A 25,693-nucleotide genomic window follows, 5' to 3' on the forward strand; every position below is an offset into this window, starting at 1 on the left:
GCGACAACGACCGGTCCTCCCCTCCTCGGGAACCCCGACTTGATTGCGGTTGGCGTGTGTGTCTGGGACGTCACCCGATGAGGGTCCGGCCGCCCTCCAACATCAGTGTCGCGCCGGTCAGATACGCCATGTCGTCGCTCACCAGCGCGGCCACCGCCCGGCCGATGTCCGCCTCCGGGGCGCCGAGCCGGCCGAGCGGGATCTCGCGGGCGAGTTCCTCCGCCTTGCGCGGATGCGCGGCCAGATAGTCCTCCGCCGCGGGACTGAGCGCGGCCGGACAGACGACGTTCACACGGATCCCGTACGGCCCCCACTCCCGCGCGGCGACCCGGCTCAGGCCGCGGATCGCCTCCTTGGCCATGGCGTACGCCGCGAAGGTCGCCTCGCCCTGCACGGCGGCCGAGGAACCGAGGTTGACGACACTGCCGCGGCTCTCCCTCAGATGGGGCAGGGCCGCCTGCATCGCGTGGAAGACGGCCAACGGCCCACTGCGGTAGGTGAGTTCGACATCGTCGTACGACGTCTTCTCCAGCCGTCGCTGCACCGACGACTGAGCGTTGTTCACGAGCACGTCGAGGCCGCCGAACCGCCGTACCGTCTCGGCCACCATCCGGTCGATGTCGTCCCGCTCCCCCACGTCCCCGACCACGGTGTACGCCTGCCCGCCGCGCTCGGCGATCTCCCCGGCGGTGTCCTTCAGTTTGGTCTCGGTACGGCCGGTGATGACCACGGCCGCGCCCTCGGCGGCGAGCGCCAGGGCGATGCCGCGGCCCACGCCCTGGCCGCCGCCGGTGACCAGCGCCGTCCTTCCTGCCAGCCGTGCCATCACGTCTCCTTCCAGAAGGCCGTCCAGGTGGGGAAGGCATCGGGGAGTCCCGGTTCGCCCGCGCCCTCCCAGCCCCTGAATCCGACCGCCTGGGGGCGGTCGGTCACGTCGGCCGCGTACCAGTGCTGTTCACGGCGCCGGGAGAAATACCAGTCGCCGTCCACGCGCACGTAGTCGTCGAAGTAGCAGATCGCCATCACGATCCACCGGTCCCCCACCTCGTGCTCGGCGCGGCAGTAGACCGCGCCGGTGGCGGTGTCGCGGCCGGTGAACTCGACGCGGTGGCCGCAGATCTGGTGCACGGACCGGTGGAAACCGCGCACGAGGGGCTCGATGTGCTGCCGCAGGACCTGTCGTCCGCGCCCGTGGCGTCCCATGTCCACGTCAGGGCGGAAGCAGCCGACCCAGGCGTCGAGGTCGCGGGAGTCCACGGCCAGGGCGTAGCGGATGGGCAGTTGCTGGATGGCCTGGTGGGACTCGACGCGGTCGAGGCGGTCCTCGGTCGAGGTCATGGCCGCGGCTCCCTCGGCAGACCGAGGATCAACTCTCCGATGATGTTGCGCTGGATCTCACTCGAACCGCCGTAGATCGTCTCCGCGAGGGAGAGCAGGAACGAGCGCTGCCGGGTGTCGAGTTCGTAGTCCTCGCCCACGATCTGTCCGGCGGGTCCGGCCAACTCCATGGCCAGGTGGCCGAGTTGCTGGTGGCGAGTCGAGGCGTAGAGCTTCGCCGTGGTGGCCTGCGCGCCTGGTGTGCGGCCCGCGGTCAGTTCGGCGATGGTGCGCAGGTTGGTGGTGCGCATGATGCGTACGGAGATCCAGGCGTCCACGATCCGGCGGCGCAGCATCGGGTCGTCGAGCGCACCCCGCGCGCGGGCCAGCTCGATCAGCGCCTCGGCCTCCCGCTCGAAGCCGAGTTGCTGGGGCAGCAGGGTGGTACCGCGTTCGATGCCGAGCGTGGCCATCGCGGTGCGCCAGCCCTGCCCGACCTCGCCGACGGCCATGTCCGCGCCGGTGCGCGCATCGGAGAGGAAGACCTCGGCGAACTCGTCCTGGCCTGCGAGGTTGCGGATGGGCCGGATCTCCACGCCGGGCTGGTCGGTGGGGAGGAGCAGCAGTGTCAGGCCTTTGTGGCGCCGGGAGTCGGGCTCGGTACGGGTGAGGACGTACAGCCAGTCGGCGTGGATGCCGAACGAGGTCCACACCTTCTGCCCGTTGACCACCCACTGGTCGCCGTCGCGCTCGGCGCGGGTGCGGACGGATGCCAGGTCGGAGCCCGCCCCCGGTTCGCTGAAGCCCTGTCCCCACAGTTCCTCGACGGCGAGGATCGGCGGCAGGAAGCGCTTCTTCTGGGCCTCGTCGCCCCTGGCGAGGAGCAGCGGGCCGAGCAGGTCGAGGGCGTTGACGGTGGCGCGGTAGGGGGCGTTCGCGCGGGCGTACTCGTACTCGAAGACGATCTCCTCGATCAGTCCGAGGCCGCGTCCGCCGTACTCCTTCGGCCAGGCCACGCCCAGCCAGTTCCCGGCCGACAGCTCACGGTCCCAGGCGAGTCGTACGTCCCAGGCGGCGCCGTCGGTGGGTCCGCCCACCCCCCGGTGCGCGGCGAACTCCCCCACGAGGTGGTCCGCGAACCAGTCCCGCAGTTCGTCGCGGAAGGCGCCTACGGCGGGCCCGAAGTCCACTTCCATGTCTGCTTCTCCTGGGTGTCAGATGCCGAGCCGGGCCGCGAGCAGCTCCCGGTGGTACGCGGGTGTGCCGAGCAGTACCTCGGAGCTCTTGGCCCGCTTCAGGTAGAGGTGCGCGGGATGTTCCCAGGTGAAGCCGATACCGCCGTGGACCTGGATGGTGTCGCCAGCGACCTTGGTGAAGGCGTCCGAGCAGAACGCCTGGGCGAGGGCCGCCGCCACGGCGATCTCCGTCTCGTCACCGGCGTCCAGGGCCCACAGTCCGGCGTACGCGGCCGAGCGGGCGGACTCGATCTCGACGAGCATGTCGGCGCACTTGTGCTTGATGCCCTGGAACGAGCCGATGGGACGGCCGTACTGCTCGCGGATCTTGGCGTACGCGACCGACGCGTCCAGGGCGGCGGCGGCCCCGCCGACCTGTTCGGCGGCCAGCAGCACGGACGCTGTCGCCAGGGCGCGTTCGAGGCCGGGCCAGGCCGCGCCCTCGGCGCCCAGCAGGCGGGCCGGGGTGTCGGTGAGGACCACCCTGGCCTGCTTGCGCGTCTGGTCGAGGGTGGGCAGGGGGGTGCGGGTGAGGCCCGGAGCGTCGGCGGCCTCGACCGCGAAGAGGCTGATGCCGGCGGGGGTGCGAGCGGCGACCAGCAGCAGGTCGGCGACGTGCCCGTCGGGGACGTAGGTCTTCACGCCCGTGAGGCGCCAACCGCCCGTTTCCTCACGGGCGGTGAGGCGGATGCCCGGCTCGTCCCAGCGCCCGTTCTCCTCGGTGAGGGCGAGCGTGGCCACCGTCTCGCCGGCGGCGATGCCCGGGAGCAGTTCGGCGCGGGCTGCCTCGTCGTCGCAGCGCAGCAGCGCCTCGGCGGCCAGGGCGACGGTGGCGAAGTACGGGGCGCACAGCAGGGCGCGGCCCGTCTCCTCGAAGACGACACCGAGGTCGACGTAGCCGAAGCCGGAGCCGCCGTACTGCTCCGGTACGGCGAGTCCCTGCAGTCCGATCTCCGTGGCCATCCGCCGCCAGATCCACGGGTCGTGTCCGTGCGGGTCGGCGGCCGGCCGGCGCACGTCGGCCTCGGTGGCGTGCCGGGTGAGGAACGACCGTACGACCGTGCGCAGTTCGTCCTGTTCCTCGCTGAAGGTGAGATCCATGCCGAGCTTCCCGTCCTCGGTGCGCCCGTGGGCCGGACGCTTGCCGCCCGCCTCTCGATACAGTTAGATAATTATAGTATCCGCACTGAATACACCAGGAGTGCGACGTGACCGATCCCTACGCCCCGTTCACGAGCCTGACCTTCGAGCGGCCCGCGCCCGGTGTGCTGCGCATCGTGCTGGACGCGCCGAACCTCAACGCCGTGGATCCGCGCATGCACGGTGAGCTGGCCGACGTCTGGCCGGTCGTCGACCGGGACGAGGAGACCCGCGCGGTGCTGGTCCAGGGGGCCGGCAAGGCCTTCTCGGCCGGCGGGACCTTCGACTCCATCGAGGCCATGACCGAGGACTACGCCGTGCGCGCCCGGGTGATGCGGGAGGCGCGGGACATGGTCTACGGGGTGATCAACTGCTCGAAGCCGGTGGTCTCCGCGATCCACGGCCCGGCGGTCGGTGCGGGGCTGGTCATCGGCATGCTGGCGGACATCTCGATCGCCGGCCGCAGGGCGAAGATCGTCGACGGGCACACCCGGCTCGGGGTGGCCGCCGGCGACCACGCGGCGATCTGCTGGCCGCTGCTGTGCGGGATGGCCAAGGCCAAGTACTACCTGCTGACCTGCGAGGCGCTGACCGGCGAGGAGGCCGAGCGGATCGGCCTGGTGTCGAAGTGCGTGGACGACGAGGACGTGCACGCCGAGGGGCTGCGGGTGGCGACCCTGCTGGCCGCCGGACCCGCGAGCGCCCTCAGTTGGACCAAGCGGTCCCTCAACCACTGGTACCGCACGGCCCAGCCGCTCTTCGAGGCCTCGCTGGGGCTGGAGTTCTTCGGGTTCGGCGGGCACGAGGTCGTCGAGGGACTCGCCGCCCACCGCGAGAAGCGCGCCCCGGACTTCGAGGGCGTGAGCGGCAAGCACCCGATCGACCTGTGACCCACGGACGCACGAGGAGCCCGCGATGACGGCAGAGCCCACCACCGAAATCCCCCCGCTGGTAAGGGGGTTGACCTACGAGGACATGCCGGTCGGGCAGATCTTCCGTACCGCCCGCCGTACGGTCACCGAGACCGACCTGGTCAACTTCGTCACCTGGGGCGGCTTCAACGAGCCGCTCTTCTGGGACGCCTCGCACGCGGCCGACGGCGGCTACAGCGGGCGGCTGGTGCCGGGCGCGCTGACGTACTGCGTCGCCGAGGGACTCGTCCTGCAGACGAACGTGCTGCACGGCACGGGCCTGGCCTTCCTGCACATGGAACTGACCGTGCGAGGACCGGTCTACGTCGGCGACACGCTGTACGCCGTCGTGGAGACCACCGGCTGCCGGCCGTCGGGCAAGCCCGGCCGGGGCGTGGTGACGAGCCGGATCACCGTACGCAACCAGCGGGACGAGGACGTGCTCGTCTACACGCCGGTACGACTGATCCGGGGCCGGGACTACGAGGCTCCGACCCGCTGATCCCGGGGGCCGGGCGGAACCAGGGTCAGCCCGGCCCCCGGGCCCGGTGCCTCGGGGCCCGCGAAGGCTCCGGCCCGCAGCCAGTCCGAGGGCATCGGCGGGCGCGGCGGGGGCTCGTGGTCGGGGACGGCCATCGCATAGAGGCGGGTGTAGCGGAACTTCGCCTCCAGGTTGTCGAGCACCGACCAGTACTCGTAACCGCAGACCTCCACACCGCGTTCGATCACCCGGCCCAGCCAGGACAGCCGGGCGCGCAGCAGGGCCCGACGGCGGGCGTCGTCGCGGTGGCCGGTCTCGTCGACGAGGTCCAGGTCGCCCATGCCGTTGTCGACGACGGACAGCGGCGGCAGCAGTTCGCCGTAGAGGTCGTGGAGGTCCGCGACGGCGTCGGCCAGCCCCTCGGGGAGGAGGGGCCAGCCGTACGCCGTCGTCTCGACGTCGTCGAAGGGGACGATCGCGAAGCCCAGGCCCACCAGGAGGCGGTTGACCTCGTTGAGCCTGCTCTGGCACTTGGCGGCGGGCAGGGCGCGGGCGAGGTTCTCCGGTGCGGTGACGCGAAACGGGGTGTGCCAGGACATGCCGAGCAGGTCCTGCGGGGTGGCGATGACGTCCAGGTCCCCGGGGCGTACGCAGCCGGCGTCCTCGATCGGTGCGACGTCGTCCTCGGTCACCATGTGCTCGGCGAGCAGCAGGGGGTCGAGGAAGAGGCGGTTGGTCCAGCTCAGCAGGCGGTCCAGGGCGAGCCGGTCGAACGGGTCCTCGGTGGCCGCGTAACCGCCGACGAGGGTGACCGTGGTCCCGATCCGGCCGCTCACGCCGGCGGCGCGGAGAGCGCGCGTCGCGAGTCCGTTGGCGAGCAGGATGTGGTGGACCGCGGGCAGGCCCGCGCGGCCGATGCCCCGGCCCGGCGTGTACATCCCGGCCACGTGGTCGGCGAGGGTGGGCCCGGCCAGGTCGGTGGAGGTGATCCAGCGGGTGACGCGGTCGCCGTAGCGGCGGCCCAGCTCGGCGGCGTAGGCGGCGAAGTGCTCGGCGGTGTCGCGCTCCAGCCAGCCCCCGGAGTCCTCCAGCCAGGGCGGCAGCGACCGGTCGAACAGGGTGAGGCAGGGGCGCAGGCCGAGTGCGAGCAGGGAGTCGAGTTCGCGGTCGCAGCGGTCCAGCGCCGCGTGGTCCCAGGTGCCGGGGCCGTCGGGCTGGAGCAGCGGCCATCCGGCGACCATGCGGTGGGTGTCGGGTGTGACGCCGACCAGCTGCCGGATGTCGTCGGTCCACTGCCTGAAGTGCCCCGCGCGTTCCGGCGGGGGCGGCGGTGGGGCCGCGAGGGCGTCCGCGGTGGCGACTCCCCAGTCGACACCGTGGAAAGACTCCTGCAGGAAACCATCGCTCATGGTCACCGTCCCGGGCGGAATAGCTAACGCATTCAACTGAATGCCCGCCGTCCGGACGCTAACACTTCGGGGAAACGACGACAATGTTTCGGACAGATCTCATCGGTCCGTCAAAGCGCCGGGGCGGGGTCGGCCCGTGTCCAGGGCGGGGCCGGAGGGCTTTCGGGCCACGGCCGTGATCGTCGGTTGAGGTTGCGGAAGAGCGTGGCCCGCAGGGCCGAGCGGTCGACGATGCGCAGGCCGGCGATACCGTGCACGCACAGTCGGAGATCTACGAGGTCGTCCCCGGCAAGGCCTGCCGGACACGTCGCGACTTCATGGTGACCCCGGCGGCCGTGGCCCCGGCCAGCGCCGATGATCTCCTGGCCGTCGCGGGCGATGGAGGCGGGGAGAGTTTCGGCCATGATCCGGTCGGCGACCGGGTGGTCCCGAAAGTCCTGGCGCACACGGCGGAAGAGGGCGGCTCCGACGCGGCGGACAGGCTCGGAACCGTGACGGTCCGGCGTGGTCGTGAGAGGTATCTCCGAGACGGCCGAGCCGACGTGCAGGCCGCTCTCGACCGTGGGCGCGGGATAGGGCCGAGCCCCCCGCCGAGACGCCCAACGACCCGTCCACGCACCGGAGTCCGCGGCCTTACCCCGCTCCGGTGCCGCCTACTCCCCCAAGGGCCGGAACTCCTCCTCCCGCCACCAGGGGTAGACATCCGGCAGGTCCTTGCTGACCCGGCCCGGGAACTCGGGCGGCCGTTTGGCGAGGAAGGACTCGACGCCCTCCACGGGGTCCGGACCTCCGCCGATCTGGCTCATGATCCGCGAGTCGAGCCGGTGCGCGGCCATCGGATGCGGCTCGCCGAGCATCCGCCACATCATCTGGCGGGCGAGGGCGACCGAGATCGCCGAGGTGTTCTCGGCGATCTCACGGGCGAGTTCGTACGCCGCCGGCAGCAGTTCCTCCGGCGGGTGGACGGAGCGCACCAGCCCGGCCGAGAGGGCCTCGTCGGGGCCGAAGACGCGGCCGGTCGCCACCCATTCCATGGCCCGTTGCATCCCCACGGCCCGCGGGAGGAACCAGCTCGCCGCGGACTCCGGCACGATGCCGCGGCGCGCGAAGACGAAGCCGAACTTCGCCGAGGTCGAGGCGAGCCGGATGTCCATGGGCAGGGTCATGCTGGCCCCGACGCCCGCCGCCGGGCCGTTGACCGCCGCGATGACCGGCTTGGTGCTGGCGAAGATCCGCAGCGCGACCCGGCCGCCGGTGTCCCGGTGCCAGGCGCCCGCCCCGCGGTGGTCGAAGGACGAGCCGCCGGAGCTGACGTCGGCGCCCGCGCAGAAGCCGCGGCCGGCGCCGGTCACCACGATCACCCGTACGTCGTCGTCGGCGTCGGCCGTGTCGAAGACGTCGAGGAGGTCGCTCATCATCCGCGGGTTGAAGGCGTTCAGTTTCTCGGGCCGGTCGAGCGTGACGGTGAGGATGCGGTCCGCCACCTCGGCCCGCACGGTCTCGTACTCCTGCTCCGGCATGCGCGTCCTCCGTCAGGTTCGTCACTCCACGACCCGGTTCTCATAAAGCTCAATTAGTTATAGCATTCAACTCTACTGACCTACTGAACTGTCCCTGGATGATGGCGGTGGAGATGACGGATCTGGTGGTGACGGCACTCGGGCCGGTCCGGCTGATCGAACTGAACCGGCCGGACCAGCTCAACGCGATGAGCGAGGAGCTGCACTCCGGCCTCGCATCGGTCTGGGACACGGTCGCCGACGACCCCGAGGCAAGGGTGGTCGTACTCACCGGCCGGGGGCGGGCGTTCAGCGCGGGCGGCAACTTCGACATCATGACCCGGGTCCAGCGCGACCCCGTCTTCCGGCAGCGGAACGTCGACGAGGCCCGGCGGATCATCACCGGCCTGGTCCGCTGCCCGCTGCCGGTGATCGCGGCGGTCAACGGGCCTGCCGTGGGCCTCGGTTGCAGCCTGGCCCTGCTGAGCGACCTGGTGCTGATCGCGGACGACGCCTATGTGTCCGACCCGCACGTCCAGGTCGGTCTCGTCGCGGGCGACGGCGGCGCGCTCGTCCTGCCCCTGCTCGTCGGCCTGACCCGCGCGAAGGAACTCCTGTTCCTGGGCGAGCGGGTGAGCGCCGAGGAGGCGGTCCGGCTGGGCATCGCCAACCGTGTCGTACCGAAGGACAAGCTCCTGGACGAGGCCATGGACCTGGCCGGACGGCTGGCCGCCCTGCCTGCGCAGGCACTGCGCGGCACCAAGCGGGCCGTGAACCTGCACCTGGAGCAGGCCATGGCCGCCGTACTGGAGCCGGCGCTGCTCGCCGAACGGGACAGCATGCAGGACCCGGATCACATCGCCGCGGTGCAGAAGATCATCGCCTCGCGCGGGCGCCGCCGAGCGGGTGCGGAGGGCTGAGCACCATGGACTTCGCGTTCAGCGACGAACAGGATCAACTCCGTCGCACGGTAAGGGCGTTCCTCGCGGACACCTCGCCCGAGACCGAGACACGGCGGCTGATGGAGACCCCCGAGGGCTTCGACCGGGCGCTGTGGCGCCGGATGGGGACGGAACTCGGTCTGCAGGGGCTGGCCGTGCCCGAGGAGTACGGCGGTGCCGGGTGCGGTTCTGTCGAAGTGGGCGTGGTGATGGAGGAGTTGGGGCGGGCGCTGATGTGCGCGCCCTTCCTCGCCTCGGCCGTACTGGCGACGACCACGTTGCTGCGCTGCGCCGACGAGGACGCCCGCAAGCGTCTGCTGCCGGGGCTCGCCTCCGGCGAACTGGTCGGGACACTGGCCCTGACCGAGGACTCGGCCCGCTGGGACGCGACGGGGATTCACCTCAACGCCCGTGCGTCAGAGGGAGGTTGGCTGCTCAGCGGACGCAAGATGTTCGTCCTGGACGGCGCCACCGCCGACGTCGTGCTCACCGTCGCCCGTACCGACGACGGCATCGGCGTCTTCTGGGTGGACGGCGACGCGGCCGGACTGACCCGCGCCCCCCTCCCCACCATGGACCCCACCCGCCGGCAGGCCCGGCTCGACTACGACGACGTACCGGCGACCCGGCTGCGTACGCACGGCGACGGCTGGGATCTCGTCTCGCAGGTGCTCGACCGGGCCGCGGTGGCGCTCGCCGCCGAGCAGGTCGGGGTGGCCTCCCGCGCGCTGGACATGGCGGTCGAGTACGCCAAGGTGCGGCACCAGTTCGGGCGGCCCATCGGCTCCTTCCAGGCCGTGAAGCACCTCCTTGCCGATGTCCTCCTTGAGGTGGAATCGGCGCGTGCCGCCGCGCACTTCGCGCTGCTCGCCGCCGAGAGCGAGGACCCGGGGCTGCCCGCGGTGGCGAGTCTGGCCAAGGCGTTCTGCTCGGACGCCTGCGTGCGGGCGACGGAACAGAACATCCAGGTCCACGGCGGCATCGGCTTCACCTGGGAGCACCCGGCCCACCTGTATCTGAAACGGGCCAAGACGTCACAACTCCTGTTCGGGGACCCGGCGTTCCACCGCGAACTGCTCGCGCGGCACATCGGGCTGGACGCGGTCACAGCGGAGGCAACGGCATGAAGGTCGACGGAAAACTGAGCGTGTGGGGTACCGCGGAGGTCGTGGAGGAGGCCCGGCACCACGAGAAGGCGGGCTACGACGGCCTGTGGGCCTCGGAGTCGAAACACGACCCGTTCCTGCCGCTGCTGCTCGCGGCCGAGCACACCGACCGGCTGGAGGTGGGCACGGCGATCGCGGTGGCGTTCGCCCGCTCCCCCATGCAACTCGCCCACACCGCACACGACTTGCAGGCCTTTTCCGGCGGTCGCTTCTCGCTCGGTCTCGGCAGTCAGATCAAGCCGCACATCGAGCGACGCTTCTCGATGCCGTGGAGCCGCCCGGCCGCCCGTATGCGGGAGTACGTGAGCGCGCTGCGCGCGATCTGGGCCGCCTGGAACGAGGACGAGAAACTCGACTTCCGCGGCGACTTCTACACGCACACGCTCATGTCCCCCTTCTTCTCACCCCCGCCCGCTCCCGGCGGCGCCCCGAAGGTCTTCGTGGCCGCGGTCGGGGAGGCGATGACCCGGGTGGCGGGCGAGGTCGCCGACGGGCTCCTGGCACACGGCTTCACCACCGAGCGGTACCTGCGGGAAGTCACCCTCCCGACCGTCGAGTCGGGCCTCGACCGGTCCGGCCGACCGCGTGACGGCTTCTCCGTCTCCCATCTCCTCCTCACCGCGACCGGCCGCACCGAGGAGGAACTCGCCCGCGCGATCGACGGCACCCGCCGCCAGATCGCCTTCTACGGCAGCACGCCCGCGTATCGCGGCGTCCTGGAGCTGCACGGCTGGGGCGCACTCGGCGACGAGTTGAACGCGCTGTCGAAGTCGTCCCGCGAGGACAGGTGGGAGGCGATGGGCGGCCTCGTCGACGACGAGATCCTGCACACCTTCGCGGTCGTCGCGGAGCCGGAGCGGGTGGCGGGCGAGATCAGGCGCCGGTACGGAAGTCTGGTCGACCGGGTGTCCTTCTACACCGCGTACGACATCGACGCCGAGGTGTGGGAGCCGATCGTGCAAGAGCTGCACGGTAGTTGACGGTGCGTCAGCCGAGCAGGTCCAGGACCGTCGTCATGGACCTGCTCTGCAGGAGGTAGTCCTCGGCCTCCTGGAGATGGAGGCGCCACAGTTCCTCGGCGGCCTCGGTGCGGCGCCCGGCGACGAGTTCGACGAGGGCGCCGTGGGCGCGGAAGCCCCGGCGGTTCGCCCGGATGTTCTCGGCGCTGCCGGCGTCGAGATCGACGTGGGACCAGTTCGCCTGGTCGATGATGTGCCGGACCATGCCGTTGAGAACGCTCAGTGTCTCGTTGCCGGCGAGTTCGACGACGAGGGCGTGGAACTCCATGTGGGCGCGGATGAAGGCCGAGGGGTCGTCCATGAGCCCCTCGGCCGCGGCGACGGAGGCCCGCAGCCGCTCCAGGTCCCGGTCCGTGCGGCGCTGGGCCAGCAGACCGGCGCACGGCGCCTCGATGACCGTACGGGCGTCGTAGACGTCCTTGAGGGTCGTACCGCGGTACTCAAGGACGACTCCCGCGTAGCGGGCGGCGACCGTGCCCTCCGGGACCTGGACCCGCGCCCCGCCCCGGGCACCCCGGCGGACGCTGATCAGCGACTCCGACTCCAGTACCCGGAACGCCTCGCGCAGGGTCGGCCGGGAGACGGCGAACTCCGCCATCAGGGCCGTCTCGGCGGGCAGCGCATCCCCCTCGGCCAGTTCCCCGCGCACGATCTTGCGGCGCAGCTGTGCCGCCACCAGTTCGGCCATCTTGGGGACCCGTACCGGCGTGTTCGTCACGGCATCCATCTCCTTCAGTCGCCCGGGACCGGCACGAAGTACGGCAGGGTGATCTCGTCGGTGAGGGGCCGGAAGTCCACGCGCACCCGCATGCCGATGACGACGTCGTCCGGGTCGCCCGCGTCGACGTGGGACAGCAGGGTGCCGCCCTCGTCCAGGTCGATCACGGCCAGCGCGAACGGTGTCTCGAAGCCGGGGCCGGGTGCGCGGTGGACCACGGTCACCGAGTAGACGGTGCCCCGGCCGGCACTGGGTACGTACCGCCAGTCCGCCGACATGCAGCCGGGGCAGGCCGGTTCGGGCACGAGGAAACGCAGCCCGCAGGCCGGACAGTACGGGACGACCAGGTCACCGCGCCGGGCCGCGTCCCAGAACGGCCGGGACAGCGCGGTGGGCACGGGCACGGGGCGGCTCATCGTGTCCTCCCCAGCACGCTCATCTCGTAGTGCTGCGCTCCGGATCCGGCGTTGCCGACGACCGCCAGCTCCGCGCCCTCGATCTGGTGGACGGCGGTGCCGCGCAACTGCCGTACGGCTTCGACGACTTTGAGTGTCATCTGCTGGGTTCCGTTCCACGCGTACGCCAGGCAGCCTCCGTCGGGATTGACGGGGTGCTTGCCGCCGACGGCGATGGCACCGCCGGCGGCCAGCGGGCCTCCCTCGCCCTCGCCGCACAGTCCGAGGATCTCCAACTGGCGGATGATCTCGAAGGAGTTGGGGTCGTAGAGGGAGAAGACATCCACGTCCTGGGGGCCGATGCCCGCCATGGCGTAGGCACGAGTGGCCGCGTCCCGGCCGAGTTGGCCGACTTCCCGGTACAGCGCGGGGTTGGCGTACGCGGCCTGGTGGTACTCCATGCCGCCGCCGAGCACGGCGACGGGCGGGTGGGGCAGGTCCCGGGCCCGTTCGGCGGTGGTCACCACGAGGGCGGCGCCGCCCTCGCCGACGATGCAGCAGTCCAGCAGGTGGAACGGTGTGGCCACCATGCGGGAGGCGAGCACGTCGTCGGCGGTGTACGGGCCACGGCCGAACATCATCGCCTCCGGGTTGGTGGTGCCGTTGTTGCGGATGGTGGCGGCGACCTCCGCGAGCTGGCGGGAGGTCGTCCCGTACTGGTGCATGTGCCGGGCCGCCACCAGCGCGAACTGGGCGACGACGTAGCTGCCCCAGACGTCGGCGAACTCCAGCGGTACCCCGGCGCCGACGGGACCCGCGCCGCGCGAGACCAGCTTGCAGCCGCCGACCACGACGGTGTCGGCGAGCCCGGCCCGCACGGCCGAGGCCGCCTTCAACAGGCCCCGCGAGCCGGCGTTGTCGAGCATCGAGTCGCTGGTCCAGCGCAGGTCCCGGCCGAGCATCCGCGCCCAGGAGCTGCCCTCGCCAGGCACACCGCCCGGGCCGGGCCAGTCGACCTGGGCGCCGTCGACGTCGGCCGGGGTCAGCCCGGCGTCCTCGATCGCGCCGCGCACCGCTTCGAGGGCGAGGCCCATCGCGTCGCGGTGCGGGAGGGACAGCGCCTGCTCGGTGGCGTGCACGCCGACGACGACGGGTTGGCGGTCGGTCACGGCGTCACCGCCCCGCGCCGAGTTGGTCGCCGCCGGGATAGCCGCCCCCGCCGAAGCGCTCGTCGAGCGCGTCGTAGTCCTTGCCGAAGTCCTCGGTGCGCGGCAACGCCTCGACGAACTCCACCGTCTTCGGCTTCTTGTACGAGGCGATCCGCGCCCGGCAGTGCTCGATGATCTCCGCGGCCGTGACCGGCTCGGCGTCCGGGTGGAGGACGACGATCGCTTTGACGTCCTGCGCCCAGCGCTCGTTCGGGACGCCGATCACGGCGGCCTCCTTCACCGCAGGGTGCGACTCGACGCAGTTCTCCACCTCGGCCGGGAAGATGTTCTCGGCCGCCGACTTGAGCATGCGGGTCGTGGTGCCGAGGAAGCTGATCGTGCCGTCGGATTCGCGCCGCCCGAGGTCGGTGGTGTGCCACCAGCCGAAGCGGAACCGCTCCTCGTTGATCTCGGGCCGGTTCCAGTAGCCGAGGTGCACGAGGTCGCCGCGGACACAGATCTCGCCCGCCTCGCCGACCGCCTGCTCCCTGCCTGTGCTGTCGAGGATGCGTACGGCGGTGAAGGGGCCCGGCCGTCCCGCGTTGCCGGTGCCGGAGCCGCCGTAGGCGCCGGTCACGGCGAAGCCGGTCACCTCGGTCTGGCCGTAGCCGCGGCCCTCGCCGCCGCCGTTGCGGGTGAAGCGGCTGATGTCGGTGGGGACCGTTCCCTGCCACAGGGGGGCGGCGACGCTGGCCCGCAGGTGCGAGAGGTCGTGGCCCGCTTCGCTGTTGAGGGCGACGAGTTGGGCGATCGTCGGCGGCATCAGGTACGCGTGCGTGCACTGCTCCCGGGCCAGCAGCGGGAGCAGTTCCTCGGCGACGACCCGGCGGACGACGACGTTCTTGCCGCCGTGCACGAAGGCCGGGACGCCCCAGAACTGGTAGTTGCCGATGTGGAACATCGGTCCGGCGCCGAGGAAGGCGGTCTCGGTGCCGATGTCGCCCATCCAGGCGGAACTCGCGCCCATGGCCAGGAGGTTGCGGTGCGAGAGCATCGAGCCGGACTGGCGTCCGGAGATCGCCGCGGTGTAGATGACCAGGAGCGCGGAGTCCGGGTCGACGTCGACGGCCGGGTCCTCGGCCGAACCCGCGGCCAGGAAGGACTCGTAGGAACCGGGTCCCTCGGTGTCGTGCCGCAGCCACAACGCCCGGTGGTCGCTGCCCAGTTCGGCCCGCGCCTTGCCGACCGTGTCGCCGATCTCCTCGTCCTGCCAGACCACGACCTTGGGGTCGAAGTCCTCGACGGCGAAGGCCATTTCGGGGGCGGCCCAGCGCCAGTAGCCGGGACAGACCATGGCGCCGGTCTTCGCGGCGGCGCCGAGCAGCTCCCAGATGCGGAAGGAGTTCTGCCCGAGCCAGAGGACGCGGTCGCCGGGGCCGACCCCCGCGACCGTGAGGGCCTGGGCGAGGCGGTTGGTGCGCTCGTCCAACTGCTGCCAGGTCAGGCGGACTTCGCCGTCGACGAGGGCGATGCTGTCGGGGAAGGACCTTCGGTGCTCACGGATGATGTCGCCGAACGTCAGGCGGCGGGCGGAATGCATGCTCTTGACTCCAAGGGCTTTCGGAAGGAGGCGGAAGTCGGAAGCGGCCGTGCACTCATCCAGATTAAATAGCTAACCTATTTATCCAAGGTAGTCAATGAGTACACCCGATGTCAGAGCCCCAGCGAGCGCCCGATGATCTCCAGCATGATCTCCGAGGTCCCGCCGAACACCCGCTGCACCCGGCTGTCGCGCCAGATCCGGGCGATCTCGTACTCGTTGACGTAGCCGTAGCCGCCGAACAACTGCATGCAGCGGTCGATGACCTGCCAGCATGTCTCCGAGGTCCAGTACTTGGCCGCCGCGGCCTCCTCGGGCGTCAACTCGCCCTGGAACAGACCCATGATGCAGCCGTCGACGTAGACGCGGGCGGCGCCCAGCTTGGCCTTGATGTCGGCGAGGGCGAACCGGTTCGCCTGGAACTCGCCGATCGGCTGCCCGAACGCGGTGCGGGTCTTGGCGTAGTCCAGCGCCAGTTCGTACGCCCGCTCGGCGGCCGCCAGCGAGGAGACGGCGATGGCGAGGCGCTCGGTGGGGAGGTTGCCCATCATGTGGTAGAAACCGCGGTTCTCCTGCCCGATGAGGTTCTCGGCGGGGACGCGGACCTCATGGAAGAAGAGTTCGGCGGTGTCCTGCGCCTTCATCCCGACCTTGTCGAGTTTGCGCCCGCGCTCGAAGCCCTCCGCGTCCCGCTCGACGACGATCAGGCTGATGCCCTTGTGCCCGGCGCCTGGGTCGGTCTTGCAGGCGACGACGACCAGGTCGGCCAGGATGCCGTTGGTGATGAAGGTCTTGGACCCGTCGATCACCCACTCGTCGCCGTCCCGGCGGGCGGTCGTGCGGATGGCCTTGAGGTCGGATCCGGCGGCCGGCTCGGACAGCGCGAGCGCGCAGATCGTCTCGCCGCTGGTCACTCCGGGCAGCCAACGGGCCTTCTGCTCAGGGGTGGTGAGGTGCGTCAGGTAGGGCGGTATGACGTCGTTCTGCAGTCCGAGCCCGATGCCGACCGAGCTGGTGGCCGCCATCTCCTCCGCCATGATCGCGTTGTATCGGAAGTCCCAGATTCCCTGGCCGCCGTACTCCTCCGGGAACTGCCAGCCGATGAGCCCGGCCTTGCCCGCCGCCGCCCACGCGGCGCGGCTCACCTGCCCGTCCCGCTCCCACTGCTCGGCGTACGGGGCGCATTCCCGCAGGTAGTAGGAGCGGGCGGTCTCCCGGAACTGGTCGTGCTCCTCGGTGAAGATCGTTCGGCGCATACTCGACTCCGCTCAGGCTTCTCGCTTATTTAGCTGAAGTAGTTATACGATAGCGCTGTATCGGCAGCCGGGCGAGGGAGGGCGCGTGAGCGTACGGGACAAGGTGGCGCTCGTCACCGGAGCGGGCCGCGGCATCGGCGAGGCGATCGCCGACCGGCTCGCCGCCCAGGGAGCCGCGGTCGCCGTCTGCGACCTGGACGCAAAGGCGGCCGGCAAGGTCGCGGGCCTGCTCGCGGAGCGGTACGGCGTGCGGGCCACGGGCGTCGGCGCGGACATCTCCGACAGCGCGGCCGTACGCACGGCCGTGGACCGCGTGACCGCCGAACTCGGCCCGGTGGACGTTCTGGTGAACAACGCGGCCGTCGACGTCATCGGCCGGTTCGTCGACAGCCCCGAGGAGACCTGGGACCGGATCATCGCCGTCAATCTGCGCGGGACGATCACGATGACCCGGGCCGTCCTCGACCCGATGATCGAGCGGGGCGGCGGCCGGATCATCCACATCGCCTCGGACGCCGGCCGGGTCGGCTCGTCCGGCGAGGTCGTGTACTCCGCGACGAAGGGCGGTGTCATCGCCTTCGGCAAGGCCCTCGCCCGCGAGGTGGCCCGGCACGGCATCACCGTGAACAGCGTCTGCCCGGGGCCCACCGACACCGCGCTGCTCGGGCAGGTCGCCGAGTACAGCCAGAAGATGTACGACGCGACCGTGCGGGCGATCCCGCTGCGCCGCGTCGCCCAGCCCGCCGACATCGCCGGTGTGGTGGCCTTCCTCGCGTCCGACGACGCCGCCTACATGACCGGGCAGACGCTCTCGGTCAGCGGCGGACTCACGATGGTCTGAGGTGGACACCGTGCTGCGTGTCGAACTCCGCGACAGAATCGCCGTGTTGACCCTCGACCGGCCGGGACAGCTCAACGCGATCGGGTCCGAGACCGTCGAACGGCTCGCCAGGGCACTCGACGGTCTGCGCGACAACGACGACGTACGGGCCCTGGTCGTGACCGGGGCGGGCCGGGCCTTCTCGGCCGGGGCCGACATCGGTGAGATCGAGTCGTTCACGACGCCCGGACAGTTCCGTTCCTTCGTGCAACGGCTGACGGACGCGTACGCACTGCTGGAGGACTTCCCCAAGCCCTCGGTCGCGGCCGTCCACGGGTTCGCCTTCGGGGGCGGTCTGGAACTGGCCCTCGCCTGCGACCTGTTGGTGGCCGAACGCGGCGCGCGGCTCGGGCTGCCGGAGATGAAGCTCGGTGTCCTCCCCGGCGCGGGCGGCACCCAGCGGCTGCCGCGCCTGATCCCGCCCGCGATCGCCAAGCAGATGATCCTCACCGGCGAGCCGATCGACGCCGAGCGGGCGCATGCACTCGGGCTGGTCAACGAACTGGCCGCGCCCGGTGAGGGGGTGAGCACCGCCGAGGCACTGGCCGCGCGGCTGACGGCCGGCGCCCCGCTCGCCCTCGCGGCGGGCAAGCGGCTGATCGACTACGGCCTCGGGATGGACCTGGAGGCGGCGATCTCCTACGAGCGCGAGACCGTCGCGGTGCTGTTCTCCACCGAGGACCGGGCCGAGGGACTGAAGGCCTTCCGGGAGCGCCGACCCGGCGACTTCCAGGGCAAGTAGCGGGCGGACCGACGAGACACCAACAAGCAGGGAGGTGGGCCGTGCGGCCACTGGAGGGCATTTCGGTCGTCGAGCTGGGCATGTGGGTGGCGGCTCCGGCCGCGGCCACCATGCTCGCGGACTGGGGCGCGGACGTGGTGAAGGTGGAGGCGCCGACCGGCGATCCCAACCGCTACACGCTCCGGCACGTCGGCCAGGACATCGACAGCGCGCCCCCGTTCGAGACCGACAACCGCGGCAAGCGCGGGATCGTCCTCGATCTGCGCTCGGAGGACGGAAAAGGCGTACTGGAACGGCTGTTGGAGCGCGCCGACGTGTTCGTCACCAACCTCCGCCCCGGCGCGCTGGAACGCCTGGGCCTGGCCCCGGACGAGCTGCGCGCCCGCCATCCCCGCCTGGTCGTCGGCACGTTGACCGGCTACGGCTGGACGGGCGCGGAGCGCGACCGCGCCGGGTACGACGTCTCCGCCTTCTGGGCGCGGCCCGGCATCGCCGCCATGCTCAACCCGGCCGGCGAGCCACCACCCGGAATCCGGCCGGGACTTGGTGACCGTACGGCCGCGGCGAACCTGGTGGCGGGCGTGCTCGCAACACTGCTGCGCCGCGAACACACCGGCGAGGGCGGCGTCGTGGACGTGTCGCTGCTGCGATCCGGCACCTACGCCAACGGGAACGACCTGGCCCTGCAGAACTTCTTCGGCAGGCGCGGCCGTACCCGGCACCGCACCGAGCACGAGTCCCCGCTCTACAACTCCTACCGGGCCGCCGACGACCGCTGGTTCTGGCTGGTCGGTCTGGAGGGCAACCGGCACTGGCCCGGTGTCGTCAAGGCGCTCGGCCGCGCGGACCTGGAGACGGACGAACGGTTCGCGACCGGCAGGCAACGGCGTGCACACGTACGCGAGTTGATCGCCGTGTTCGACGAGGAGTTCGCGAGTCGGCCGCTGGACGAGTGGGCTCGGCGGTTCGACGCCGAGGGTGTGTGGTGGGCGCCCGTGCAGACCCTGGCCGAGGTGTCGGCCGATCCGCAGGCGGAGGCGGTCGGCGCCTTCGTCGAACAGCCCGGCATGGGTGACGCGCCTCCGCTGCGAACTGTGGCAACACCCGTCAGTTTCTGGGGTGTTGACGACAAGCCGCGCAGCGGTGCGCCGACGCTCGGCGAGCACACCGACGACGTACTCCGCGAACTCGACACAACCGGGAGGTAGCAGGTGGGCATCCTCGACGACAAGGTCGCCGTCGTGACGGGCGGTGGGCGGGGTCTTGGCCGGGCGCACTGTCTGGCGCTGGCCGAGGCCGGCGCGACCGTGGTGGTGAACGACCTCGGCTCCGGCGTGCACGGCGAGAGCACCGGCGACTCCCCCGCCGACGAGGTGGTCGCCGAGATCACCAAGCTGGGCGGGCAGGCGGTCGCCAACCACGCGTCGGTGACGGACTGGGCGGCGACCGAGACCATGGTCGCGGACACGGTCGCGGAGTTCGGACGCCTCGACATCGTCGTGAACAACGCGGGGATCGTGCGCGACCGCATGCTGTTCTCGATGACCGAGGCCGAGTTCGACGCCGTGATCGCGGTCCATCTCAAGGGCACCTTCGCGCTGACCCGGCACGCGTGCGCGTACTGGCGCGAGGCGTCGAAGCGGGGTGAGCGTGTCACCGGCCGCGTCATCAACACGACGTCCGGGACCGGCCTGTTCGGCAACCAGGGGCAGTCCAACTACGGTGCCGCGAAGGCCGGAACAGCCGCTCTCACCGTCCTCACCGCCCTGGAGATGCGCAAGTACGGCGTCACCGCGAACGCCATCTCGCCGATCGCGGCCACGCGGATGACGGACGGCCTGTCCGTCGGCGAATCGCTGCGGGCCGTCGACGGTTTCGATCCGCGCGACCCCGCCAACGCCTCGGGCGTCGTGGTCTACCTGGCCTCCGACAGCGCGGCCTGGCTGACCGGCCAGGTCCTGCGCATCGAGGGCGACCGGCTGAACAGGTTGCAGGGCTGGACCGTCGCCGCCGTCCACCCCAGCCGGTCGGGCGGGGCCCTCACCTACGACGAACTCGTGGACGCCGTACCGCAGTTGTACGGTGTGGCACCCGCGGGACGGGCCACCGGAGTCGGCCAGTGAGGACACGGGGCCATGACGTCGCCGCGCTCGTCCTGCGGGCGACGCTCGGCCCGATGCTCTTCGCGCACGGCTGGAACAAGGTCGCCGGTCCGGGCGGACTCAAGGGCACGACCGGCTGGTTCGAGGCGCTCGGACTGCGGCCCGCCGAGATGCACGCCCGGATGGCCGCCGGGACGGAGATGGCGGCCGGCGTGGGGATCACGCTCGGCGCGGCCAGCCCCCTCCCGGCGGCGGCAGCCGTCGGCCTGATGACCGTGGCGGCCCGAACCGACCACCGGGGCAAGGGCTTCTTCGTCTTCAAGGGCGGCTGGGAGTACGTCGGTGTCGTGGGCGGCGCGGCCGTCGCACTGGCCGCGCTGGGCCCCGGCAGGTACTCGCTGGACGGAGTCCTGCGCCACCAACGCACGGGCGCGGGGCCCGCGTTGCTGGCCCTGGGGGTCGGCACGGCGAGCGCCGCCGCGCTGCTGGCCGCGTGCTATCGGCCGGAGCGGAAGCCGGACGAGACAGAAACAGCTGACTGAGATCGCTTAGGGCAACAAGGGAGTCGACATGGACGCGGCTGACTTCAGCGCGGTGCTGTCCGAGGTCCGGCGCTTCGTGCGCGAACGCGTCGTGCCGCTGGAGGCGGAGATCGACGAGAAGGACGAGATGCCCACGGAGATCCGCGAGGCGGCCAAGAAGATGGGCCTGTTCGGCTTCGCACTGCCCGAGGAGTACGGCGGGCTGGGGCTGTCGATGTACGAGGAGGCCCAGTTGATGTTCGAGCTGGGGTACACCACCCCGTCCCTGCGCTCGATGTTCGGGACCAACAACGGCATCGCCGGGCACGTCCTGATGGTCGGGGGCACGGAGGAGCAGAAGGCGGAGTGGTTGCCGAGGATCGCCTCGGGTGCGGTGCTGGCGTCGTTCGCGCTCACCGAGGCGGAGGCGGGTTCCGATCCCTCGACCCTGACCACGAGGGCGCACCTGGACGGCGACGACTGGGTGATCAATGGCGCCAAGCGCTACATCACCAACGCCCCGCTCGCCGACGTCTTCATGGTCTTCGCCCGCACGGACCCCGACGCCCCGCGCACCCGCGGCATCTCCACCTTCCTGGTCCCGGCCGGCACCCCGGGCCTCACCGTGGCTCCCAAGGACCACAAGATGGGCCAGTTCGGCGCGTGGACGGCGGACGTGTACTTCGACGACGTACGCGTACCGGCGTCCGCCCTCGTCGGCGGCGAGTCCGGTCTGAACCGGGGCTTCGGCACGGCGATGGGCTGCATCGCGCACGGCCGGGTGCACATCTCGTCCCTGTGCGTGGGCATGGCCGAGCGGCTCGTGGACGAGTCCGTGGAGTACGCCCGCACGCGCCGTCAGTCCGGGAAGCTCATCGGCTCCTTCCAGCTCGTGCAGGGCCTGATCGCCGACTCCATGACCGACTACTACGCCGGGCGTGCCACGGTCCTGGAGGCGGCCCGCGCGTTCGACGCGGGAACGGACACCAAGATCGGCCCGTCCTGCACGAAGTACTTCGCCAGCGAGATGGTCTGGCGGGTCGCGGACCGCGCGGTCCAGGTCCACGGCGGCGCGGGCTACATGCGCGGGGTCGCCGTCGAGCGCTTCTACCGCGACGCCCGGCTGTTCCGCATCTACGAGGGGACGAGCCAGATCCAGCAGGTCATCATCGCGAAGGCGCTGCTGGGCGAGGCGGCCCGGGGCTGACCGGCACCGAAGACGAGGAGGGCCCCGGGGTCACCGCCCCGGGGCCCTCCTCGTCTTCGTGGTCCCCTCAGATCCCGAGCCGGTCCAACAGCCGCTCGTAATACACGGCCGGGCCGCCGAACAACAGCTGCGAGGACTTCGCCCGCCGGAAGTACAGGTGCGCCGGGTGCTCCCAGGTGAAGCCGATGCCGCCGTGGACCTGGATGTTCTCCATGGCCGCGAACAGGTACGCCCGTGAGCAGCAGGCGTGTGCCACCGCCGCGGCGACCGGAAACTCCGCGGAGCCCTCGTCGGCCAGTCGCGTCGCCTCCCGCGAGGCGGCCTCGGCCAGTTCCACCTGGACGAGCATGTCCGCGCACTTGTGCTTGACCGCCTGGAAGGATCCGATCGGCCGGCCGAACTGGTGCCGGGTGCGGGCGTGTTCGGCGCTCGCCTCCAGACACCTGCGGGCGCCGCCCGACTGCTCGGCGGCGAGGGCGACCGACGCGATGTCCAGCACCTTGGCCATGGTCCGCCCGGCCGCCCCGTCCGCGCCGACGAGCGTCGCGGGCACCGTGTCGAACGTCAGCCGGGCCATGGCCCGGGTGGCGTCCAGGGTCTCCATCGATACGGCCGACAGTCCCGAGGCGTCCCGGTCCACCGCGAAGAGCGAGGGACCTGCGACGGTGCGGGCGACGACAAGAAGCAGATCGGCGGTCGTACCGTCGATGACGAAGGACTTGCGGCCGGTCAGTTTCCAGGCGCCGTCCCCGTCCGGCACGGCGCGTGCGGAGATCAGGGCGGGGTCCCAGGATCCGCTGTCCTCGGCGACCGCGAGGGCGGCCGTCGTCCGGCCGGCCGCGATGCCGGGGAGGTGGCGTGCGCCGGCCTCCCGGTCGCCGGAGGCGAGCAGGGCCTGGGTCGCGAGCACGACCGTCGCGAAGAAGGGGGCGCAGAGCAGGGCGCGGCCCATCTCCTCCAGTACGACGCCGAGTTCGACGAGGCCGAAGCCGTCACCGCCGTACTCCTCCGGGATCACCAGGCCCGGCAGCCGCAGTTGCTCGGAGGCCTGCGCCCACACCGTCGGGTCGAAGCGCTGCTCGCTCTCCATGAGCTTGCGCACGGCTTCCTCGGGCGACTTGGCCTCCAGGAACTCCCGTACAGCTGCGCGCAGTTCACGCAGGCCGGTCTCGTCGGCGGTCATGACCGCACCTCCTTGGGCAGTCCGAGGACGCGTTCCGCGAGGATGTTCTTCATGATCTCCTCGGTGCCGCCGAGAATGCGCAACGCCGGGGTGGCGAGGAGGAGTTCGGACCAGGCGTAGGTGCCCCACTGTCCGGTGTCGGCGATGATCCGGGGGCCGAGCACGTCGGACACGAAGTGTGCGGCGCGGGTGAGGTTCTGGCCGTACATCAGCTTCGAGACGGACCTCTCGGGGCCCGGTGTGCCGCCGGCGCGCAGGGTGCGCAGGGCGCGGGTGTTGAGGTGCCGGGTGGCCAGCGCGTCCACGAGGAGTTCCGCGAGCCGGGCACGCAGGGCGCGGTCGTCCCAGGTCCAGGTGGCGCGCATCAGGGCCGAGAGGTGGTCCGGGGACAGCGCGGCGGCCACCGGGCCGACACCCTCGCTGCCGACGGTCGCGCGCTCGTTCATCAGGGTGGTCAGGGCGACCGTCCAGCCGCCGTCGACCTCGCCGAGCCGGTGGCCGTCGGGGATGCGGACGTCGGTGAGGAAGACCTCGTTGAAGTCGGCACCGCCGGTCATCTGTCGCAGCGGCCTGACCTCGACGCCGGGGGCGTCCATGGGTACCAGGAAGGCCGTGATCCCCCGGTGCTTGGGCGCGTCCGGGTTCGTGCGGGTGAGGGCGAGGCCGATCTGGCTGTGCTGGGCGACCGAGGTCCACACCTTCTGGCCGTTCAGCACCCAGTCGTCGCCCTCCCGTACCGCCCGGGTGGCGACGCTCGCCAGGTCGGAGCCCGCGCCGGGTTCGCTGAACAGTTGGCAGGCGATGGCGTCCCCGCGGTACATCGCGGTCAACCACCTTTCTTTGACGGTCAGTTGGGCGTGGGCGAGGATCGTCGGTCCGATCATGCCGAGGCCGATCACACTGAGCACCCCGGTCTCGGCAACGTCGTACTCGGACTCGACGGCGTCGTAGAGCAGGTCGTGGACAGGGGTCAGGCCCCGGCCGCCGTACTCCACCGGGCCGGTGATCCAGCCGAAGCCGTTCTCGTGGCGGACGCGCTGCCACTCGCGCGCCCGCCGCACGTGCTCGCGTTCCGCCTCGGGCGGGAGGCTGCTGAAGTAGGCCATCGAGTCGTCGCCCTCGCCCCAGACGGGGGCGGTGCGGTCGGGGGCCTTGGCCGCGTGGGCGTCGAGGAAGGCGCGTGCCTCGGCCGCGAAGTCCCGCATGTCGTCTGCCATGTCCGCTCTGCCCTCAGGTGCTCAGGATCGTGACCGCCGACACGCCCGGCGCGCCGTACAGGTGGGTGTAGCCGACGTGTGGGGTACCGGGGATCTGCCGGTCTCCCGCCGTGCCGCGCAGCTGGTGGACGATCTCGTGGATCTGGCGCAGTCCGGACGCGCCGATCGGTTCGCCGTTGCCGAGGAGTCCGCCGTCGGTGTTGACCGGGAGTCTGCCGCCGATCTCGGTGGCGCCCTCGGCGATGAGGCGTTCCTGCTCGCCGTCCTTGCAGAGGCCGTTCTCGGCCATGTGGATGACCTCCGATCCGGCGTCGGTGTCCTGGAGTTGGGCGACGTCGACGTCCTCGGGGCCGATGCCCGCCCGCTCGTAGGCCTCCCGCGAGGCGTCCACGGTCGGGCTCGCGACGACCTCCCCCACCGGGAAGGACGGGCTCTGCACCTCGAAGGCGCCGAGCTGGCGGCTGCGCAGGGCGGTGGACCGGATCCGTACCGGCTTCCCGGTGTACTTGTGTGCCTGGTCGGCCCGGCACAGCACGAGGGCCGCCGCTCCTTCGTCCGGGCCGCAGTACATGTACTGGCGGAGGGGGTGGTTGAGCACGGGCGAGGCCAGAATCTCCGCCACGGACAGGGGGGTTCGGCGCCAGGCCTTCTCGTTCCGGGCCGCGTTGCCGAAGTTCTTGGACGCGACGCGCGCGAGCGTCTCGTGGGAGATGCCGTGGTCGTGCATGTAGCGGTTGATCTTCATGCCGAAGAAGTGCGTGGTGAGGAAGAGGCCGGTCTGCCCGTACCAGGAGGGGAGGCCGGCCACGGACGGGTCGGCGGCGAACGCCCCGCGCGGGTGCTTGTCCAGGCCGATCGCGATGGTCAGGTCGTGCTCGCCGGTCTCGATCGCCCGGGCGGCCAGCGCCACCGAAGTACCGGCCGTGGCACAGCCGTTGAACACCCCGCGCAGGGGTACGCCGGTCAGGCCGAGCCGGGCGACGATCGCGTCCGGGTTGGCGACCTCGTAGCTGCCGATGTAACCGCCCTGGATCCGCGGCCAGTCGACGCCGGCGTCGGCGAGCGCGAGCCGTACCGCGTCCGCGCCCATGTCCAGTGCGGGCTTTCCGGGGAACCGGCCGAAGGGGTGGAGCCCCACGCCGATGATGACGGCCTCGGTCACGGTGTCTCCTCCTCGGCCGGGGCGAACGCGAACGTCATGACCTCGGTGCCGTCGTCCTGCACGCGGTACGGCACGAGCGTCAGCCGCATGTCCTGCCCGATCCGCAGCTTGTCCGGGTCGGGTTCGGTGAGGCGGGCCTCGACCAGCAGTTCGCCGGGGAGTTCGATGTAGCCGACCGCGTAGGGCTCGAAGGCCTCGGGGCCGTCGTACGGCGGGGACGGCGGGCGGAAGTCCTGGGTGGTGTAGGTCCAGAGCGTCCCGCGGTCCGCCAGGAGCCGTTCCTTGGAGTCCGTGCTCGCGCACCGGACGCAGTCCGCGGCGGCGGGGAAGCTCACCAGTCCGCAGCCCGCGCACTCGGACCCGATGAGGCGGAGAGGTGTGCTCTCGTCGGGCGGCCAGGTGAACAGGCCCTCGGTAACGGGTATTTGAGTGGTCGTCATGTCC

The 25,693-nt window shown here is 71.3% G+C and carries 27 protein-coding genes; 11 read left to right on the plus strand and 16 right to left on the minus strand.

Annotated elements, in window-relative coordinates; genetic code table 11:
* Positions 1–70: 70 nt before the first annotated feature.
* From OG226_RS02785 to OG226_RS02800, 4 genes are read right to left on the minus strand one after another with little or no spacing between them, the layout of a single operon-like run.
* Positions 71–826: an SDR family NAD(P)-dependent oxidoreductase gene (locus OG226_RS02785; RefSeq protein WP_329347702.1), complete on the minus strand. Its 756-nt coding sequence runs from the start codon at positions 824–826 to the stop codon at positions 71–73.
* Positions 826–1,338, minus strand: a complete 513-nt coding sequence (locus tag OG226_RS02790) for a nuclear transport factor 2 family protein (protein WP_329347704.1) — start codon at positions 1,336–1,338, stop codon at positions 826–828. Before OG226_RS02790 ends, OG226_RS02785 begins: the two co-directional genes overlap by 1 nt.
* A complete protein-coding gene (locus OG226_RS02795) occupies positions 1,335–2,513 on the minus strand; it encodes an acyl-CoA dehydrogenase family protein (protein ID WP_329347707.1) in 1,179 nt (392 codons plus the stop codon). Before OG226_RS02795 ends, OG226_RS02790 begins: the two co-directional genes overlap by 4 nt.
* Before the next feature lie 18 nt (positions 2,514–2,531).
* The gene (locus tag OG226_RS02800) at positions 2,532–3,653 is read right to left on the minus strand and encodes an acyl-CoA dehydrogenase family protein (RefSeq protein WP_329347708.1); all 1,122 of its coding nucleotides are present in this window, start codon (positions 3,651–3,653) and stop codon (positions 2,532–2,534) included.
* A 107-nt stretch (positions 3,654–3,760) separates the two neighbouring features.
* On the opposite strand from OG226_RS02800, the gene OG226_RS02805 reads away from it, so the two are divergent.
* Positions 3,761–4,582 (plus strand): enoyl-CoA hydratase/isomerase family protein, encoded by an 822-nt coding sequence (locus OG226_RS02805; RefSeq protein WP_329347709.1) that lies wholly within the window; start codon positions 3,761–3,763, stop codon positions 4,580–4,582.
* A gap of 25 nt (positions 4,583–4,607) precedes the next feature.
* Positions 4,608–5,105: a MaoC family dehydratase gene (locus OG226_RS02810; RefSeq protein ID WP_329347711.1), complete on the plus strand. Its 498-nt coding sequence runs from the start codon at positions 4,608–4,610 to the stop codon at positions 5,103–5,105.
* Here the strand turns inward: OG226_RS02810 and OG226_RS02815 are convergent.
* The 3 genes from OG226_RS02815 to OG226_RS02825 form a co-directional block, all read right to left on the minus strand.
* Positions 5,084–6,493 (minus strand): family 1 glycosylhydrolase, encoded by a 1,410-nt coding sequence (locus OG226_RS02815; RefSeq protein WP_329347712.1) that lies wholly within the window; start codon positions 6,491–6,493, stop codon positions 5,084–5,086. The genes OG226_RS02810 and OG226_RS02815 overlap by 22 nt on opposite strands.
* 110 nt (positions 6,494–6,603) lie before the next feature.
* Entirely contained in the window at positions 6,604–7,041 is a 438-nt protein-coding gene (locus OG226_RS02820) for a GMC oxidoreductase (RefSeq protein WP_329353307.1), read from the minus strand.
* A 105-nt stretch (positions 7,042–7,146) separates the two neighbouring features.
* Complete coding sequence (locus OG226_RS02825) at positions 7,147–8,013, minus strand: crotonase/enoyl-CoA hydratase family protein (RefSeq protein WP_329347714.1); 867 nt, start codon at positions 8,011–8,013, stop codon at positions 7,147–7,149.
* Between the two features lie 98 nt (positions 8,014–8,111).
* Here OG226_RS02825 and OG226_RS02830 point away from each other — a divergent pair, with 98 nt between their 5' ends.
* From OG226_RS02830 to OG226_RS02840, 3 genes are read left to right on the plus strand one after another with little or no spacing between them, the layout of a single operon-like run.
* A complete protein-coding gene (locus OG226_RS02830) occupies positions 8,112–8,912 on the plus strand; it encodes an enoyl-CoA hydratase/isomerase family protein (RefSeq protein ID WP_329347716.1) in 801 nt (266 codons plus the stop codon).
* 5 nt (positions 8,913–8,917) lie between these two features.
* A complete protein-coding gene (locus OG226_RS02835; protein ID WP_329347717.1) occupies positions 8,918–10,060 on the plus strand; it encodes an acyl-CoA dehydrogenase family protein in 1,143 nt (380 codons plus the stop codon).
* Entirely contained in the window at positions 10,057–11,079 is a 1,023-nt protein-coding gene (locus OG226_RS02840; protein ID WP_329347718.1) for an LLM class F420-dependent oxidoreductase, read from the plus strand. Before OG226_RS02835 ends, OG226_RS02840 begins: the two co-directional genes overlap by 4 nt.
* A 7-nt stretch (positions 11,080–11,086) precedes the next feature.
* Here the strand turns inward: OG226_RS02840 and OG226_RS02845 are convergent, their stop codons facing one another.
* The 5 genes from OG226_RS02845 to OG226_RS02865 all read right to left on the minus strand — a co-directional run bounded on the left by OG226_RS02845 (position 11,087) and on the right by OG226_RS02865 (position 16,235).
* Positions 11,087–11,845 (minus strand): FadR/GntR family transcriptional regulator, encoded by a 759-nt coding sequence (locus tag OG226_RS02845; protein WP_329347720.1) that lies wholly within the window; start codon positions 11,843–11,845, stop codon positions 11,087–11,089.
* A gap of 5 nt (positions 11,846–11,850) precedes the next feature.
* Positions 11,851–12,252: a Zn-ribbon domain-containing OB-fold protein gene (locus OG226_RS02850; protein ID WP_329347721.1), complete on the minus strand. Its 402-nt coding sequence runs from the start codon at positions 12,250–12,252 to the stop codon at positions 11,851–11,853.
* A complete protein-coding gene (locus tag OG226_RS02855) occupies positions 12,249–13,400 on the minus strand; it encodes a thiolase family protein (protein ID WP_329347722.1) in 1,152 nt (383 codons plus the stop codon). Before OG226_RS02855 ends, OG226_RS02850 begins: the two co-directional genes overlap by 4 nt.
* A gap of 4 nt (positions 13,401–13,404) precedes the next feature.
* Entirely contained in the window at positions 13,405–14,979 is a 1,575-nt protein-coding gene (locus tag OG226_RS02860; RefSeq protein WP_329347723.1) for an AMP-binding protein, read from the minus strand.
* A 113-nt stretch (positions 14,980–15,092) separates the two neighbouring features.
* Positions 15,093–16,235, minus strand: a complete 1,143-nt coding sequence (locus OG226_RS02865; RefSeq protein ID WP_329347724.1) for an acyl-CoA dehydrogenase family protein — start codon at positions 16,233–16,235, stop codon at positions 15,093–15,095.
* A gap of 85 nt (positions 16,236–16,320) precedes the next feature.
* On the opposite strand from OG226_RS02865, the gene OG226_RS02870 reads away from it, so the two are divergent.
* From OG226_RS02870 to OG226_RS02895, 6 genes are read left to right on the plus strand one after another with little or no spacing between them, the layout of a single operon-like run.
* Complete coding sequence (locus OG226_RS02870) at positions 16,321–17,076, plus strand: SDR family NAD(P)-dependent oxidoreductase (protein WP_329347725.1); 756 nt, start codon at positions 16,321–16,323, stop codon at positions 17,074–17,076.
* A 1-nt stretch (position 17,077) separates the two neighbouring features.
* Positions 17,078–17,857: an enoyl-CoA hydratase/isomerase family protein gene (locus OG226_RS02875; RefSeq protein ID WP_329347726.1), complete on the plus strand. Its 780-nt coding sequence runs from the start codon at positions 17,078–17,080 to the stop codon at positions 17,855–17,857.
* Between the two features lie 41 nt (positions 17,858–17,898).
* Positions 17,899–19,065: a CaiB/BaiF CoA transferase family protein gene (locus OG226_RS02880; protein WP_329347727.1), complete on the plus strand. Its 1,167-nt coding sequence runs from the start codon at positions 17,899–17,901 to the stop codon at positions 19,063–19,065.
* A gap of 3 nt (positions 19,066–19,068) precedes the next feature.
* Positions 19,069–19,980, plus strand: a complete 912-nt coding sequence (locus tag OG226_RS02885) for an SDR family NAD(P)-dependent oxidoreductase (protein WP_329347728.1) — start codon at positions 19,069–19,071, stop codon at positions 19,978–19,980.
* Positions 19,977–20,501: a DoxX family protein gene (locus OG226_RS02890; RefSeq protein ID WP_329347729.1), complete on the plus strand. Its 525-nt coding sequence runs from the start codon at positions 19,977–19,979 to the stop codon at positions 20,499–20,501. The genes OG226_RS02885 and OG226_RS02890 overlap by 4 nt, the downstream gene beginning before the upstream one ends.
* Positions 20,502–20,529: 28 nt before the next feature.
* Positions 20,530–21,687 carry an acyl-CoA dehydrogenase family protein gene (locus OG226_RS02895; RefSeq protein WP_329347730.1) on the plus strand — a complete coding sequence of 386 codons (1,158 nt, stop codon included), beginning with the start codon at positions 20,530–20,532 and terminating at the stop codon, positions 21,685–21,687.
* A 67-nt stretch (positions 21,688–21,754) separates the two neighbouring features.
* Here the strand turns inward: OG226_RS02895 and OG226_RS02900 are convergent, their stop codons facing one another.
* The 4 genes from OG226_RS02900 to OG226_RS02915 are packed head-to-tail and all read right to left on the minus strand — an operon-like array spanning position 21,755 to position 25,689.
* The gene (locus tag OG226_RS02900) at positions 21,755–22,870 is read right to left on the minus strand and encodes an acyl-CoA dehydrogenase family protein (RefSeq protein ID WP_329347731.1); all 1,116 of its coding nucleotides are present in this window, start codon (positions 22,868–22,870) and stop codon (positions 21,755–21,757) included.
* Positions 22,867–24,087: an acyl-CoA dehydrogenase family protein gene (locus tag OG226_RS02905; protein ID WP_329347732.1), complete on the minus strand. Its 1,221-nt coding sequence runs from the start codon at positions 24,085–24,087 to the stop codon at positions 22,867–22,869. Before OG226_RS02905 ends, OG226_RS02900 begins: the two co-directional genes overlap by 4 nt.
* 13 nt (positions 24,088–24,100) lie before the next feature.
* Positions 24,101–25,249 (minus strand): thiolase family protein, encoded by a 1,149-nt coding sequence (locus tag OG226_RS02910; RefSeq protein WP_329347733.1) that lies wholly within the window; start codon positions 25,247–25,249, stop codon positions 24,101–24,103.
* Positions 25,246–25,689 (minus strand): Zn-ribbon domain-containing OB-fold protein, encoded by a 444-nt coding sequence (locus tag OG226_RS02915; protein WP_329347734.1) that lies wholly within the window; start codon positions 25,687–25,689, stop codon positions 25,246–25,248. Before OG226_RS02915 ends, OG226_RS02910 begins: the two co-directional genes overlap by 4 nt.
* Between the last annotated feature and the right edge of the window lie 4 nt (positions 25,690–25,693).

This window comes from Streptomyces sp. NBC_01261, assembly GCF_036226385.1.
GTDB lineage: Bacteria > Actinomycetota > Actinomycetes > Streptomycetales > Streptomycetaceae > Streptomyces.